Origin of the sequence: Pseudobacillus sp. FSL P4-0506, from assembly GCF_038003025.1 — a bacterium.
In the GTDB taxonomy this organism is placed as follows: Bacteria; Bacillota; Bacilli; order Bacillales; family Domibacillaceae; genus Pseudobacillus.
On sequence record NZ_JBBOOI010000001.1, the window covers coordinates 3644033 to 3659543 of the forward strand.

Consider the following 15511-nt stretch of genomic DNA (forward strand, 5'->3'; position numbering starts at 1 on the left):
AAAAATTGTTAGAACTAGAGTTCAAAAACTATACACCTTGTATGGGAGGAATTTATATGAATACACAAGGAGCTGTAGAAAAGCCGCCTTATGGCATGATTGCGATTTTATTTATCGGGGCTTTTGTTTCTATTTTAAATGAAACTCTTTTAAATGTAGCTCTTCCATCTATCATGAAGGAATTCGATGCATCTGCATCAGCTGTACAATGGCTGACAACCGGTTATATGCTAATTAACGGTGTGTTAATTCCCGCCAGTGCTTTTTTTATTCAGAAGTTTACAAATAGAAAACTGTTTATTTTGGCCATGAGCCTGTTTACAGCCGGAACATTGCTGGCCGCTTTCTCTCCGTCGCTCAGCATACTTCTTGCTGCCCGAATGATCCAAGCAGCTGGCTCTGCTATCATGATGCCGCTTTTAATGAATGTGATGCTTTTTAGTTTTCCGGTCGAGCGCCGCGGCGCTGCAATGGGACTGTTTGGCCTCGTCATGATTACCGCGCCGGCCATCGGACCTACGTTATCCGGTTGGCTTATTGAGCATTATTCATGGCGCACATTATTTGATGTCGTTCTTCCGATCGCAGCCATTACACTTTTGCTTGCTATCTTTAAATTGAAAAACATTACACCGCAGCGTGATATCAAACTTGATATTCTTTCACTCATTTTATCAAGCATCGGTTTTGGCGGCCTGCTGTACGGTTTCAGCTCTGCAGGAGAAAAAGGCTGGGGCTCCGTATATGTATATATCCCGATTGCTGTGGGCTTCATTAGCCTATTGTTATTTATTATCCGCCAGCTTCGCTTGGATGAACCGCTTTTAGAATTTCGAATCTATCGCTATCCGATGTTCGCACTTTCTTCGGCTATATCGGTGGTCTTAGCTATGGCCATGTTTTCTGCTATGTTGTTAATGCCTATCTATGTGCAATCTTTACGTGGCATTTCCCCGCTTCATTCGGGACTATTAATGTTGCCTGGGGCACTTGTTATGGGTGTTATGTCACCGATTACCGGCAAGCTGTTTGACAAATTCGGCGCCCGTATTCTGTCTGTTATTGGTTTGATCGTTACGATTTACACAACACACTTGTTCAGTGACTTAACACTCGAAACATCTTATGGCTATTTAATGATGCTATATACATTGCGCATGTTCGGAATGTCCATGGTTATGATGCCTGTCATGACAAATGGCTTAAACCAGCTGCCTCAAAGCATGAATCCGCACGGTACAGCGATGAACAATACGCTTCAACAGGTTTCAGGTGCGGTTGGCTCTGCTTTTCTCGTCACTTTGATGCAAAATCGCACAGAATCGGAAGCAGAAAAATTGGCTGATGCCGCAGCGAAAAATTTAACTGCCGGTGCCCAGCCTGACCCTGCTCAAATAGCTGAGATGAAGACACATATTATGAATGAAGCCATGCTTAACGGCATTAATTTCTCTTTTTCAGTATCTGTTTATATTGCCCTCATTGCTCTCATTCTCTCTTTCTTTATAAAACGTGTTAAACCGGCAAAAGAGCTTGGCGCAGCAGATCGCTGATTTGAAATATAGCTGTTTAATAAAAAAGCAAACAGGGCATCTGGAAATCTAAGTTTCCGGATGCCCTGTTTTTAACTTATTGGCCCTTATAACCAAGCCGTTTTGAGATGGCTTGTCCTGCTTGAATCATCCGGCTACTTAACGAGCGCATTCTTTCATCGGTCATTCGCAACGTCGGGCCAGAGATGCTTACCGCTGCCGCTACACTGCCTGTATGATCAAATACAGGAGCAGCTATGCAGCGAATCCCTATCTCATTTTCCTCAAGGTCCAGCGCATAGCCGTTCTCTTTCACTTTAGACAACTCTTCTAGAAAAGCGTCCTTCTCCACAATGGTAGAAGGTGTATGGGCTGGCAGGCCCTTTCTTTCCATAATAGCGAGCACATCTGCCGCAGATAAATGAGAAAGAATGGCTTTGCCGACTGACGTGCAATGAACAGGCGCTCGTTTTCCGACCTTTGAATGCATGCGCAACGTTTCGTTGCCATCAAGCTTTTCAATATATACTACTTCTCCTTGGTCATAAACAACAAGATGAACGACTTCATTTGTTTCATACTCAAGTTCTTTCAGTACAGGCTGCGCTTCAGTCCGGACGTCAAGAGAGTCGAGCAATTTGGAGCTAATATCAAGAAACATATAACCGATCCGGTATTTTCCTGTGGTCTCATTCTGTTCAATATAACCGTACTGACTCAACGTAGCCAATATACGAAACACTGAACTTTTGTTGATATCCATTTGTCTGGAAATCTCTGTTACACCGAGCCCTTGTCTGGAATCGCCTACAAGTTTGATAATATCAAGCGCCCGTGCAACTGACTTCACCATATTATCCCTTTCCAATTGACAGGCCCCTTTCAATGAAAATAAATAATTTTATTTATCGCCGAAGAGGCTAGCCTCCAATCGGCCAGCCTCTTTGTATTATCTCTTATTAGAAAAAAATAATAAACCCTACAGACTTTATTGAGTAACACTGTATTTCTCTTTTGCCTCAAGACGCCGTTTATGCAGAATGGGCTCTGTGTATCCATTCGGCTGTTCACATCCTTTAAATACAAGTTCACATGCAGCCTGGAATGCCACCGACTCTTCGTAATCCGGTGCCATTGGACGATAATCCTCATCTCCTGCATTCTGTTCATCCACTACTTTTGCCATCCGCTTCATCGTTTCCATCACCTGCTCTTCCGTACAGATGCCATGGCGCAGCCAATTAGCAATGTGCTGGCTGGAAATGCGAAGGGTCGCCCGATCTTCCATTAGGCCAACATTGTTAATATCTGGCACTTTTGAACAACCAACGCCTTGCTCTACCCAGCGGACAACATAGCCGAGGATGCCTTGTGCATTGTTATCCATCTCCCGCTGAATCTCTTCCTTACTCCAGCTTGCCTTCTTTTCGAGCGGGATTTGCAAAATCTCGTCTGTGTACTCTTGTTTATTTTGTTTCACTTCATTTTGTACCTGCTGGACATTTACCTGGTGATAATGAAGAGCATGAAGAACAGCAGCAGTCGGTGATGGCACCCATGCCGTATTAGCTCCCGCTTTGACATGGCCAATTTTCTGCTCCAGCATAGCTGCCATCATATCCGGCATTGCCCACATTCCTTTACCTATTTGAGCATGCCCCTGCAAACCTGTTTCCAGTCCGGCAGCAACATTTGACTTTTCATAAGCCGTCAGCCAGACAGAGGATTTTATATCCCCTTTGCGAATAACAGGTCCTGCTTCCATAGACGTGTGTATCTCGTCTCCAGTTCTGTCAAGGAAGCCTGTGTTAATGAAAGCAATCCGCTCTTTAGAGGCCCGAATGCAGTTTTTCAGATTAAGAGACGTCCGACGTTCTTCGTCCATTACACCAATTTTTAATGTATTTCGTTGTAAGCCCAATAAATTCTCGATCCGGTCGAACAATTCACAAGCAAACGCTACTTCCTCCGATCCATGCATTTTTGGCTTGACTATATAAATCGACCCTTGGCGCGAATTGGCAAGCTTTGAACCGCCAGAAATCGAATGCTTAGCAATAGCACTTGTAACGACCCCGTCCAAAATGCCTTCAAATACCTCCTCTCCATTTTCATCCAGAACGGCATTGATGGTCATTAGATGACCGACGTTGCGAACGAACATCAAGGAGCGGCCAGGCAATTTTAATGTACTTCCGTCCAATGCTGTATAGCAGCGGTCCTCATTCATCCGGCGGGTGATGGTTTTTCCGTTTTTCTTGAATGAAGCACTCAAATTCCCTTTGATTAATCCAAGCCAATTGCGGTAAACAAGCACTTTATCTTCCGCATCGACAGCAGTCACCGAATCTTCACAATCCATAATGGTTGAAAGCGCAGCCTCCATTAGTACGTCTTTCACTCCCGCTGTATCCGTTCTTCCAATTGGATCATTTTTGTCGATTTGGATTTCCAAATGGATACCGTTATTTTTCAGAAGGACAGCAGAAGGAGCTCCTGCTTCTCCACAAAAGCCTTGCAGCTGTTCTTTGTGTTTTAACCTCGTTTGTCCGCCGCTCTCTAGTGTAACGATTAATTCTCCACCTTCAATGGCATATTTTACACTCTCTTTGTGGGAACCTTTTTCAAGCGGCACCGCCTGATCAAGAAAATCCCGTGCAAAAGCGATCACTCTTTCTCCCCGTATAGGATTGTAACCCCCGGTTTTCTCAGCGCCGTCTGTCTCGGGAATAGCGTCTGTTCCATAGAGCGCATCGTATAAGCTTCCCCATCGGGCATTAGCCGCGTTGATTGCATAGCGGGCGTTATTCACCGGTACAACGAGCTGAGGACCAGCCTGCAAGGCAATTTCTTCATCCACATTTTCTGTCGATACTTCAAAATCTTCTCCCTCCGGCTCTATGTAACCAATTTCTTGTAAAAAGGATTTGTATTGATTAAAATCAAATAAATTTTCCCTGTGCCATTTATCAATTTTTTCCTGAAGTTCATCGCGTTTTTTTAACAGTTGACGATTTTTGGGTGTTAATTCAGCGACAATGGCGCTAAATCCGTCCCAGAATTGCTCCTTTTCTATGTCTGTTCCCGGCAATACCTCATTATTAATAAACTGAAGCAATTGCTGATCAACTTGTAAAGTCCCTGCTTTTACATAATTCATTTTCATCCCGCCCTTTGTTTCTTATTACGCAACAGCGTTTCTTAAATATCTAAAAAAAGATTAACACAAAAGTCTGAAAATTACAATTAGTTATTTTGAAAATCAGAATCGGGTGAGTAATCATGCTTGATGATAAGACACTAAAAAGCCATCGTTTTTATTAACGATGGCTTCCAACCATAAAATCTTATCGTACTGCTAAAATACCCGCTAGAAGGCTCTATTAAACAACAAATCATAAACCGACTGGTTGGTTTTAAACGAAAACAATCTCCTTCGTCATTCTAAATTCTCTTGGAGTAGCTCCAACAAACTTCTTAAAAGTTGAACTAAAATAATTAGGGGTATTAAAGCCGGTTAAATCAGCAATCTCTTCTATTGTATAATTGGTTTGCCTCAGCATTCGCACTCCATTTCTTAGTCTCACGAAGGTAACGTACTCTGAAAAAGTATTACCTGTTTCTTTTTTAAATAGCCGAATAAAGTGGGAATAGCTCAAATTGACATGCTTCGCTACATCTCTTGCCGTCATCTCTTCTCCAAAACGATTATGAATGAATTGTGTGCTTTTTTTGATATCCTCCTCTGTAGATATCTCTTCGTAATAGCGGAGGGAAACTTCGCGAAAGGGCGGCAGGCTTCTCGCAAGTTCTGCTTCTTTAAAGGAATGATGGAGAAGATGAGGATCATTATATAGAGAACCGACCCCTATATAGATTTGAATTCGGTGCTGTATCAGCAGATTCTTTATAATCTTCTCAAATATTATCCTTCCTTCATCCCAGTCCTTCAAAGAACAAACACTTTCCGGCTGTCGAAACAAAACAAGCATAGATTTACGAAAAGGAATGAAATACAGGCGAGAGACTCTGCCTGCGAACGCTTTGTTAAAATACGAGCAAATCAGCTGAGCTGAGAGGTTTTCATCAGCGGGAGTACAATCTAGATGAGAAAACCCCTCAACATAACAAACGGCATTTGGGAAAGTATTCTCTTTAAAAACGGACAGAGCATCTATCATTATGTTTTCCTGTTGAATGTTTTGGTGCAAGAGTTGTCTTAGCACGTAATTTTCCAGCGATTCGTTCTTCTCTCCATCGTACGCAGGAATCACTTTCTTTCCTTCCAACTGAAAAAACACAGCCGGCTTTTTTTTCAACAGCCTTAACACATCATCTATGCTGCGGATAAAAGCAGATTTTTTCATAGGATGCAGGAGGAGAGAATGAACTTGCAGCTTGAGGGCTAATGGTGAGGTATGATAGTAGTTTCGATCTAAAAGTACTATGTAAAAACAGTTTTGGCGCTTCATTAAACGGGATACTTTCAACCAATCGCTTAATTCACTTATTTGGCAAACTTTGATATGGGCTTCTTCATCATTACAGAATGGGCTCTGAATAAAAAATTGCTGTTCGTATTTTTCGTCAATCCACTTTTTTAACAAGGCATAAGATGTTGGTTTAACATTCTTCAGACAAACCGTGTATTTCATTCGCTACCTCCTTTCCTCCCATATTTTAACATCCGCATTTAGCTAAAACAAGCAATTTTTTATAATATTCAGACATTATTTTGTAAGGGCTTACACTTCCTCGCTTAGTATACTAGTGGTAAGGAGGGATGGCTCTTGAAAAAAGAATATGAGATGACAGACCGTTCAATGGGAACCATTGATGTAGACAACCTTCAGCCGCTTGATAAAGAAACTCGACACATCATGAAATCTGAACTTCAAACAGGAATAGGACTTTCAACGGCTTACTATGCTTTTATTTTTTTTATACCGGTCATTAACTGGTATGCAGAGGATTTCGCCTTCAGCAAATTTTGGGGCGGCATGTCTGTTACATGGTTTCTGACTACTATCGTTGGAATGGTGATGGCCTTTGTGATCGCTTATGTTCATACAAAACGCTATGAAAAAAGACTGGCCCGCTATGATACATCTTCAGAATTACAGAAGGAAAAGGCAGATAATAAAGGAGGAAATAGCGCATGATGGAAGCACTATTGGAACCAAAGTATTTTTTCACCTTCCTCTTAATGGGTACGATTGTCTACATTACTTATTTATCGAAGAAAAATTCTAATGCCAGCGAATTCTTCGTCGGTGGGCGTTCGTTCGGCTGGTTTACAAATGGTTCAGCTATAGCAGGGGACTATTTGAGTGCAGCCACCTTCCTCGGGCTCGCCGGTTTGACCTTCTCCATTGGTTATGACGGGGCTTTTTATACGTTCAGCTTTTCCATTGGTTTAACGTTGCTCGCTATTTTTGTTGCAGGTCCGCTTAGACGTTTCGGTGCTTACACGGTAGCAGATTTTGTGGCTTACCGTTTTCACAGCAAACGTGCCCGGTTGGTAGCTGTGCTCGTCGTTCTGTCTATTTCTGGCTTTTATGCTGCTCCTCAGCTGCTCGGTGCAGCACAGATTTTAAGCATGTTCTTTGGCACTTCCTATGAATTCGGCATTATTTTCACATGTGCTGTAATGATCCTGTATGTCGGGGTCGGCGGTATGAAAGGAACTACTTTAAATCAGGCTCTTGAGCTTTGGATCCGCCTCGGTGCCTTCATTTTAATGGTCGGTGCAGCTATTTATGGCGGTTTGCATTATGATAAAATTCTTTCTGCTATTACAAACTTCAGCGGCTCAGTAGCCAATACGGCTGCTTTCACTGAAGATGGAAAAGAGGTGGTGGCTAACGGAGAAGCATGGGCAACTTCTGGAGTATTAACACCTAATTTTCTGCATACCGTCTCCTTAATTGTCGGCCTGTCACTTGGAACCATCGGACTTCCTCACATTTTATTACGCTTTTATACAAATCCTAGTGCAAAAGCAGCACGTAAATCGGCTTTAATGGCTATTGGAATTGCCAGTGTCTTTTTTTTATTCGCTGTCTACTTGGGGGTTGTCGGCCGAGCCCTTTTCCTCGAAGGAAATTTAAATGCTGAAGTAATGAAAAACCTTGTCACCGGTGGAGACAATATGGTCGTTCCTTCCATTGCAGAAGTGCTCGGGGGCAAATGGCTGCTCGGCCTTGTAATTGCAGGAGCATTTGCGGCTATTTTTTCTAATCTTTCCGGATTATTTATTGCTAGCTCTGGCGCTTTAGCCCATGATCTATACGCTTCCTTCTCTAAGAAAGAACTGTCACAGAAACAGCGCGTAACAGCTGGAAAAATCGCTATTTTAATTCTTGGCGTTTTATATGGGGTGCTTGGCCTATTAGTAAAGGAAGCCTCTATTGGCCACCTTGTTGCTCTCGCTTTCACAGTAGCAGCTAGCACTTTTACACCGATTTTTTTGTTTGGAATCTGGTGGAGGGGCATGACAGAAAAGGGAGCGATTGCTGGTCTCCTTGTTGGATTGGCTGTTTCCATGATTATGATCTTCTGCTCCCCTATTCTTCCTGAGGCTTTACAATTTAAGGTACCAGGGATTATCACAGTGCCGATTGGCTTCCTAACAGTATACGTCGTTTCAAAATTCGATCGGAAAGTTCCTGCCGATGTGAATGCCTTTATGAAAAAAGTCCACTCAAAGGAAAGTGAAGTCGCTTAAATTGGAAAACACAAAGGACTGTCCATCCCTGCATCTATCTTACTGTTTTCTGGACAGTCCTGTTATTGTTTACTCTTTTCCAATCTCTCTGCCCGTAGCACCAGGCGCCATGTCTGTGTTTCCTTGGCCATTGGCATCTTCATCATTGATTGTCGGCCTTTTCTTTGTGCTACCGACATATACAGATTTGTGTTTTGCTTGCTGCTTTCTAAATGATTCAAAATCCCAGTTCACCGTTATTCCCTCTCCTCTCTTTCTTCTACGTAAGGATCATGTTCAAATGCTGGCAAGTCACCAAAGGTCGTCATGATTCCTTCCTCATCTAAATCTTCCTCATATTTTTCATGTTGCTCATTGGGATAAATGATAATATCCCTTCCGTTAATATCTACACCGACGAAGTTTTCATAATCCTCTACGTAGCCAACATTTTCATCCGATTCGATATACATATCATTGTAATGATCAGGCGGATCGATGAAATCGGACGGAGATTCAGATGTCCCCCATCTGGCCACGTCCTGCCACGCATCCTCTGCATCAAAAACAACCGATTCATCCGCACTATCATCGAAGTCAAACTTACCAAATGGTGGCATAAGCACCCCTTCTTCTACTGGACGGTCATGGGATATGATTTTATTCTGTGAATGATCAATACAGTAAGCCGTGGCAGGGAGTGCTTCAAGACGCTCTAGCGGAATCTCTTCTCCGCAAATCTCACATTTGCCGTATTCGCCACGTTCTATTGCCTCAAGGGCTCTTACCACATTTTTCAATTGGTTTTCTTCATGTTCATTAAGCGCTATATCTTTTTCTCTTTCAAATAATTCCGTTCCTTCATCAGCCGGATGATTATCATAAGAAGACAGCTCGCCCGTTGATTCATGAGAATGAGCTCTTTCCAATCCAAAATGTTCATTTCCCTCAAAGCGCTCTTCCAGCTCTTGCTTTTCTTTTTCCAACTGAAGACGCAGTTTAGATAATTGTTCTGCTGTTAGCATATCGCACCCCCTTCTTTAAAATGTCGACTCATTATGTAGTATGAGTAAAAACAAATAACTTAATCAAAAAGCTGAAGAGAGCGTAAAGGAGAAGTAGCGTTTGAACAATAAAAATAAGGAAATAATAAAGTAAAACACCATTCAATGAAAGGAGAGCTTAATTTGAATGAAGCCTTCCTGCATTTAAAACACCGGCCGCTCCCTCTGCCTCCTTCCCATTGGGTGATGACGCAAACGTGGTCCAACGTATTATTTATGCACTGGCCTATTCATCCAGTCACTATGAAAAACCTGCTCCCTCCTTTTCTTCAGGTTGACTTATATGGAGGCATGGCATGGCTGGGTATCGTTCCATTCCAAGTATCCAGCATGCGTTTTCATGGATTGCCCCCCATTCCGTTGCTGCGTTCTTTTTTGCAACTAAATGTTCGCACATATGTCATGCACAAAGGCGTTCCAGGAGTTTATTTTTTTAATTTGGACGTAAATCATTTGCCTTCTGTTATTGGGGCCCGTCTTTTTTATTCACTGCCTTTTCGCCAATCAAACATGGCAGCCGTTGTAAATAACAGCTGCCATTTTCAAAGTTCTTATTCTGTTGGACAAAACCGGGAAGAGCTTGATGTTTTTTACAAGCCTGTGTCTCCCTCTTATTCAGCAGAGAAAGAAACATTTGATTATTGGGCATCGGAGCGCTACTGCCTCTTTACAGAAAGGAGAAATAAGCTGTATCGGGGGGATATTCACCATACAAGATGGGCCTTGCAAAAAGCAGAAGCAACAATTTTTCGTAATACGATGGCCTCTTTCCTTACACATCATTATTTTCAGCAGCAGCCTATTCTTCATTTTTCCAAAGAGAAAAAGGCATTTTTTTGGCCTTTGCAAAAGATGTAAGGATAAAAGAAAACATGTACTTGCTCGCCACTTCTTTATGAAAGATTGTAAGTGGAAGGGAGAAGCACACGTGCGGTGGTCCCATCTCCTTCCCTGCTTGTAAAATGAATGGTGCCTTCATGATTTTCAATAATTTTGTAACACATCATTAGCCCCAGCCCTGTTCCTTTTTCTTTGTTTGAATAAAAGGGTTCACCTAAACGTTCTAGACGCTCGATCGGCATGCCAGCCCCTTCATCTCTCACTTCAATCGCTACTTGGCTGTCACTCGTTATGCTGGTAGTTAAATAGATATTTCCTCCTGAAGGCATGGCATCAATGGCATTTTTTATTAAATTTATAATGACTTGTTTGATCTGTTTAGGCTCGCACTGTACAAAAGGAAGATTCTTATCAAAATCCTGATGAATATCCACACTGTATAAAAGCGCTTCCGGTTTCATGAAGACTACAACCTCACTCAGTACTTCATTAATATTACTGAGCTTCATCTGTACATCCTGATGAGGCTTTGCCAGTATTAAAAATTCATTCATAATAAATTCAATTCTTTCTAACTCGGACAAAATAATATCTGTATACTTATTATTCGTTTCTTGAGCGAGCAGCTGCATAAATCCTTTTACAGATGTAAGCGGATTCCTAACCTCATGGGCAATGCCTGCCGCTAGTTGGCCGACCGCGCTTAACTTATCCCACTTCCGGATCATCTGTTCTCTTTTCTTTAATTCGGTAATATCCCTGCTAATGTTAATCCAGCGGTTAATAGTTCCATCCTCATCCGCAATCGGTGTCACTTTTGTCGTCATCCACCCTGGCTCTCCTGATTTGTTCTTTAGTACCCGATATTCAAGCTCCTTTGTCCCGTTCGTCGGTTTACAAAAAAATTCAACGACATTTGGCAGGTCTTCCGGGTGACAATTTTCCAATATGATCTCCGGCTTTTCGTACAACGTCTCTATATTAATATTAAAGAACTTTTCGTGGGAAGGACTAATATAGAGAAACTTATTTAACTTCAAATCAAAAAGGCTGATCATTTCAGTAATATTCTCTGTAATATCTAAAAGCAATCTTTCTCGCTCAGCAATGACTTTATTTTGCAGTTCAACAAGCCGCCTTGTTTCATAATACTCAGTTAAGTCTTTCGTTAAAATTAAGCAGAGAAACACACGGCCAGTCCGTTCATAAATAGGAGATATAGTGGCAGACACCGGAAAAGTAGTTCCGTCTCTTTTTTTTCTGACTGTTTGAAAGGTAACAGGCTTTTTACTTTTACGCACTTCCTCAATTTTCTCGTGCCATTCATGCCAATGGTCTTTGGGTATAACTGGAGAAGGGCGTCCGATGATCTCCTTTTTTTTCCAGCCATATAGCTGTTCGAATGCTTCATTTATCAAAAGAACTCGCCCGTATAGATCAATGATATATCCCGGGTCCTCTGTATGATTGGCCAGAAAGTACAGCCAGCTGCCCTCATTCTCTTCTTCAATAGGTTCAGCGATCACTCGTATCCATCCTTCCTCTGTTTTCTCCGCTTCTTGCCAAAATAAATGTCCATACCTCCCATTTTTATAAGAATAACGGCTCGTGAAAGGAGTAAATGAAGTGCTTTTCTCTAAAAATAAAAGCCGACTAGCTGCCTCCTCTCGATCTTCTTCATGAATGAAATGGAAAAAGGACTGATTCGTTCTGTCTGAAAGAGAAAGAGCCATCAGCCTTTGAAAAGCTTGATTAGCGTACTTGATATTCCCTTGTTCATCTAGTAAGAGCAATATATTTCTTGCCTTCTCTGCGAACCATTTTACTGTTTTATTCGCAGCAGCCTGTTCTGTACACATTTCATCCATCACCGCTCCCTTTTTCCTTTATTATGTAGGAGTTACTATTCGATATCAGCAAAAATTATTCGACAAAATTATACATAATCCTTTAATTTTTCATATAAAAAATGCTTTGAATAAGAAAATTAATTTTCTTATTCAAAGCAGGAGTGTCGTTTATCTACTTTCTTGAAATAGCTCTTCTTAATTGCTCTGCTGCCTCTTTCGGCGATGGCGCTTGGCTAATGGCCGTGATCACTGATACTCCATTCGCTCCATTTGCTACTACTTCAGCTGCATTGCCTGCATGAATGCCGCCAATCCCTACGATGGGTATAGATATGCCCGCAGCCCTTATTTCTTCAATTAGACTGGTTCCTTGAACCGGTTTTGTATCAGTTTTAGTAGAGGTAGGAAATATTGGACCAACCCCTAAATAATCTGCCCCATCCTCAATGGCTTTTTCAACTTCCTCCATTGTATGGACTGAAATTCCAATAATCTTTTCGGGCATTATTTTACGGACAACTGAAAGAGATTCATCCTCCTGGCCGATATGTATGCCATCGGCCTCTAGTTGAACAGCCAGCTCGACATCATCGTTCACGATAAAGGGTACAGAATGATGACGGCAAACCTTCTGAAGTTCAGCTGCCAATTCAAGTTTTTTCTCACCAATCAAGGCATTAGAGCCTTTTTCACGAAACTGAAAAAAAGTAATGCCCCCGGCAATGGCCTCTCTCAGGGTCCTTATCGGATCTATCAAACAATTAGCGCTGCCCATAATAAAATAAACTTGAAGAAATTCTTTTATGCGCTCTTCACTAATAGGCCGCATCGGTAGGCACCCCTTTTCTTTTAAATGCCCAATGGTTGGTTGGGCCATGTCCTTTTCCAATTTTCAAATCCATCTCAATGGCCGCTTGTACGTAGTTGACAGCCACATCAACTGCCTTTTTTATCGCTTGTCCCCGAGCAAGCTCTGCAGTCATAGCTGCAGCAAATGTACAGCCCGTCCCATGCGTGTTTTCAGTTAAAATGCGATTATTTGTGAAGTAAAAAAAGTCTTTACCGTCATACAGAAGATCTATTAGTTTCTCGTCATCTTCTGCATGTCCTCCTTTAATGACTACATGTCTGGCTCCTAACTTATGCAGCTTCTCGGCAGCCCGCTTGCGATCATCAAGAGATCGAATCATCATGTTTGTCAGCACCTCTGCTTCTGGAATATTGGGAGTCACAACCATAGCAAGCGGGATCAAATACTCTTTCATTGCTCTGATGGCGTCTGTCTGCAATAGAGAAGCCCCTCCTTTAGCAATCATGACCGGATCAACGACAACCTGTTTCCAGCCAAATCTCTCAATCCCGCGAGCTACTGTTTGAATAATCTCGTCGCTGAATAGCATTCCGGTCTTCAGAGCATCCGTTCCCATGTCCTCACCGATTGCTTCAATTTGTGCCTCTACTGCTTTCGGGGTCATTGGGTAAACACCATGCACACCGAGTGTATTTTGTGCCGTGACCGCGGTCAGTGCAGACATGCCGTATACGCCAAGTTCCTGGAAGGTTTTTAAGTCGGCTTGAATCCCTGCGCCCCCTCCGCTGTCAGAACCGGCGATCGTCAGTGCTTTGCTCACTTCCATTTTCTCCACCTCCATTAGTTAAAAGGGTTTCTATTTTGGCAAAGGCTTCAATATTCTTTTCTTCGACCTTAGCCAGCTGGTTTAAAAATTCTATTTGAAAACTTCCGGGCCCTTCCTCACCGCGAATCTTCATAGCCGCTTCTGCTGCTACTCCATATACTGCGACGGCACTAGCTGCCGCAATTCCTATATTTTTCTCCACGGCACAGAATGCACCGATCACCGCACTTAACAAACAGCCAGTGCCAGTCACTTTCGTAAGCATCGGATGGCCATTACGGACAACGAAAAGCGAATTCTGGCCGGCGATAATATCTGCCTCCCCTGTAATAACCGTGGTCATTTGCCATTTCGCCGCTGCCTCTTTAGCAAGCTCTATCAGGTTCCCCTGGTTTTTCCCAGCGTCTACCCCCTTAATCGCCCATTTCTTCCCGATCACATTTGCAACTTCCGCCGCGTTCCCTCTTAACACATCGACCTTTACCTCATTGATAATTCGAGAAGCAGCTGCTGTCCGGTAAGCCGTTGCCCCTGCTCCCACGGGATCGAAGATAACCGGCACTCCTGCCTCATTGGCTGCTTTTCCTGCTATGATCATAGATGCTACTTTTTCTTCATCTAATGTACCAATATTTATCACGAGCGCCCCGGCGATCCTTGCCATATCTGCCGCTTCTTCTTTTGCGTGCGCCATGACAGGAGAAGCCCCGAGAGCGAGCAATCCATTGGCTGTAAAATTTGTAACAACTACATTCGTAATATTGTGTACAAGCGGGCTTTGCGCTCTTACTTGTGCAAGTGTTTGACTGACGACTCGATGATTCATTTTTTCGCTCCCTCCGAAATTACTAGTAAAAATCAAACTAAAAAGCACGGAACCGGCGCCCGTGCTCTTTTGATCTCCACACTTCCCTGCGCTGGCATTATCCAACAGGTTCACACGGTCTGCAGCGGCATAGCTGTACTCTCAGCCGGCATCCGCCAGCTCCCGGTTTCCAATATTCTTTTCATGGCATTTATTCTTTAGCTTATTTAATAGCTTTTACTTTCTTATCGATCTCTGTGCTGATAATACCGTGACAGCTCCATAATCAGGGCTCCCATTCTTTCCAACTCCGGCACAATCATACGGGTAACGCCTTCTTCTGCCAGCGCTTCAGCCGTTACTTTTCCGACCGCGCCAGCTAATGGCCCAGAGGCAAAGGCAGCAAGCAGTTCTTCTACCTTGCCTTTTTGCTTGGCATGTTCAAACAGCGAACGCACTTGAATCGCCGTTGTAAAACAAATGGCCTCTATTTCTTTGTTTAAGATTTCATTCAGTGTTTTCTCTACTACTTCCTCATCAGGTGCGTGATGACGGTAAGGCAATAAGTACTGAACGTGTGCCTCTTTCTCATGTAAAAACTTCGTCAATGACGGTGCTTTTTCACCGTGCAGTTGAACAGCAACACGTTTCTTTATGAAATCTTCTTTTTCGAGTGCCCGAATCAATCCGGCTGTAGTCCCGTCATCATCTACTGCAACAGGGCTTATGTCTATTTTCTTTAAAGCGGCTACCGTTTTATAGCCTCTAGTAGCTACCTTTGCCTGTTGCACCACCTGCAAAAATTCGTTCCTTATTCCCAACTGATCAGCAGCATTTACTAACGCTTCCGTGCCGATACCTGTCGTGAAAATAATCCAATCCGCCGGCTGGCTGATCAGTTCTTTAATTTCAGGTCCAACTGCTTCCTCTGCTAAAAATACCGTTCCCTGTAAGGGGCGGACGAGAGGCAGACCGCCTTGCTTTTCAATGATCATACTCATTTCTTCTGTTTTCCTTGAGCCCGCAATGACAATTCTTTTTCCTTCCAGTCCTTTTCCCACGCCTGCTTCCCCTTTC

General features: G+C 42.8%; 14 protein-coding genes. 4 read left to right on the plus strand and 10 right to left on the minus strand.

Features of this window, described 5'->3' with window-relative positions; translation table 11 throughout:
- Window positions 1–56: 56 nt before the first annotated feature.
- Window positions 57–1553: a DHA2 family efflux MFS transporter permease subunit gene (locus MKZ02_RS18000; protein WP_340854943.1), complete on the plus strand. Its 1497-nt coding sequence runs from the start codon at window positions 57–59 to the stop codon at window positions 1551–1553.
- Between the two features lie 76 nt (window positions 1554–1629).
- Here the strand turns inward: MKZ02_RS18000 and MKZ02_RS18005 are convergent, their stop codons facing one another.
- The 3 genes from MKZ02_RS18005 to MKZ02_RS18015 form a co-directional block, all read right to left on the minus strand.
- A complete protein-coding gene (locus MKZ02_RS18005; protein ID WP_120036872.1) occupies window positions 1630–2400 on the minus strand; it encodes an IclR family transcriptional regulator in 771 nt (256 codons plus the stop codon).
- A 120-nt stretch (window positions 2401–2520) separates the two neighbouring features.
- Window positions 2521–4698 (minus strand): malate synthase G, encoded by a 2178-nt coding sequence (locus MKZ02_RS18010; protein ID WP_340854947.1) that lies wholly within the window; start codon window positions 4696–4698, stop codon window positions 2521–2523.
- A gap of 250 nt (window positions 4699–4948) precedes the next feature.
- Entirely contained in the window at window positions 4949–6187 is a 1239-nt protein-coding gene (locus MKZ02_RS18015) for a helix-turn-helix domain-containing protein (protein WP_120036869.1), read from the minus strand.
- Between the two features lie 135 nt (window positions 6188–6322).
- Here MKZ02_RS18015 and MKZ02_RS18020 point away from each other — a divergent pair, with 135 nt between their 5' ends.
- Both MKZ02_RS18020 and MKZ02_RS18025 read left to right on the plus strand, forming a co-directional pair.
- Window positions 6323–6694 carry a hypothetical protein gene (locus MKZ02_RS18020; protein ID WP_340854951.1) on the plus strand — a complete coding sequence of 124 codons (372 nt, stop codon included), beginning with the start codon at window positions 6323–6325 and terminating at the stop codon, window positions 6692–6694.
- Window positions 6691–8259 (plus strand): sodium/solute symporter, encoded by a 1569-nt coding sequence (locus MKZ02_RS18025; protein ID WP_120036867.1) that lies wholly within the window; start codon window positions 6691–6693, stop codon window positions 8257–8259. The genes MKZ02_RS18020 and MKZ02_RS18025 overlap by 4 nt, the downstream gene beginning before the upstream one ends.
- A gap of 69 nt (window positions 8260–8328) precedes the next feature.
- Here the strand turns inward: MKZ02_RS18025 and MKZ02_RS18030 are convergent, their stop codons facing one another.
- Together MKZ02_RS18030 and MKZ02_RS18035 are read right to left on the minus strand one after the other, a co-directional pair.
- Entirely contained in the window at window positions 8329–8493 is a 165-nt protein-coding gene (locus tag MKZ02_RS18030; protein ID WP_182917114.1) for a hypothetical protein, read from the minus strand.
- Between the two features lie 2 nt (window positions 8494–8495).
- The gene (locus tag MKZ02_RS18035) at window positions 8496–9263 is read right to left on the minus strand and encodes a TraR/DksA C4-type zinc finger protein (RefSeq protein WP_120036865.1); all 768 of its coding nucleotides are present in this window, start codon (window positions 9261–9263) and stop codon (window positions 8496–8498) included.
- Between the two features lie 162 nt (window positions 9264–9425).
- On the opposite strand from MKZ02_RS18035, the gene MKZ02_RS18040 reads away from it, so the two are divergent.
- Window positions 9426–10160 carry a YqjF family protein gene (locus MKZ02_RS18040; RefSeq protein ID WP_340854958.1) on the plus strand — a complete coding sequence of 245 codons (735 nt, stop codon included), beginning with the start codon at window positions 9426–9428 and terminating at the stop codon, window positions 10158–10160.
- Window positions 10161–10195: 35 nt separating this feature from the next.
- On the opposite strand, the gene MKZ02_RS18045 is transcribed toward MKZ02_RS18040, so the two are convergent.
- The 5 genes from MKZ02_RS18045 to MKZ02_RS18065 all read right to left on the minus strand — a co-directional run bounded on the left by MKZ02_RS18045 (window position 10196) and on the right by MKZ02_RS18065 (window position 15495).
- A complete protein-coding gene (locus MKZ02_RS18045) occupies window positions 10196–12010 on the minus strand; it encodes a PAS domain S-box protein (RefSeq protein WP_340854960.1) in 1815 nt (604 codons plus the stop codon).
- 154 nt (window positions 12011–12164) lie between these two features.
- On the minus strand, window positions 12165–12821 hold the full coding sequence (thiE, locus tag MKZ02_RS18050; RefSeq protein ID WP_120036859.1) for a thiamine phosphate synthase: 657 nt from the start codon (window positions 12819–12821) through the stop codon (window positions 12165–12167).
- On the minus strand, window positions 12808–13629 hold the full coding sequence (gene thiD, locus MKZ02_RS18055; protein WP_340854963.1) for a bifunctional hydroxymethylpyrimidine kinase/phosphomethylpyrimidine kinase: 822 nt from the start codon (window positions 13627–13629) through the stop codon (window positions 12808–12810). The genes thiE and thiD overlap by 14 nt, the downstream gene beginning before the upstream one ends.
- Complete coding sequence (thiM, locus tag MKZ02_RS18060; RefSeq protein WP_120036855.1) at window positions 13592–14455, minus strand: hydroxyethylthiazole kinase; 864 nt, start codon at window positions 14453–14455, stop codon at window positions 13592–13594. Before thiM ends, thiD begins: the two co-directional genes overlap by 38 nt.
- A 224-nt stretch (window positions 14456–14679) precedes the next feature.
- The gene (locus MKZ02_RS18065) at window positions 14680–15495 is read right to left on the minus strand and encodes a uroporphyrinogen-III synthase (RefSeq protein ID WP_340854967.1); all 816 of its coding nucleotides are present in this window, start codon (window positions 15493–15495) and stop codon (window positions 14680–14682) included.
- Window positions 15496–15511: the final 16 nt, after the last annotated feature.

Coding starts and splice junctions, on each gene's coding strand:
- thiM (WP_120036855.1), bottom strand. CDS start 14,455: ATGAATCATCGAGTCGTCAGTCAAACACTTGCACAAGTAAGAGCGCAA.
- MKZ02_RS18010 (WP_340854947.1), bottom strand. CDS start 4,698: ATGAAAATGAATTATGTAAAAGCAGGGACTTTACAAGTTGATCAGCAA.
- MKZ02_RS18000 (WP_340854943.1), top strand. CDS start 57: ATGAATACACAAGGAGCTGTAGAAAAGCCGCCTTATGGCATGATTGCG.
- MKZ02_RS18035 (WP_120036865.1), bottom strand. CDS start 9,263: ATGCTAACAGCAGAACAATTATCTAAACTGCGTCTTCAGTTGGAAAAA.
- thiD (WP_340854963.1), bottom strand. CDS start 13,629: ATGGAAGTGAGCAAAGCACTGACGATCGCCGGTTCTGACAGCGGAGGG.
- MKZ02_RS18015 (WP_120036869.1), bottom strand. CDS start 6,187: ATGAAATACACGGTTTGTCTGAAGAATGTTAAACCAACATCTTATGCC.
- MKZ02_RS18025 (WP_120036867.1), top strand. CDS start 6,691: ATGATGGAAGCACTATTGGAACCAAAGTATTTTTTCACCTTCCTCTTA.
- MKZ02_RS18045 (WP_340854960.1), bottom strand. CDS start 12,010: ATGGATGAAATGTGTACAGAACAGGCTGCTGCGAATAAAACAGTAAAA.
- thiE (WP_120036859.1), bottom strand. CDS start 12,821: ATGCGGCCTATTAGTGAAGAGCGCATAAAAGAATTTCTTCAAGTTTAT.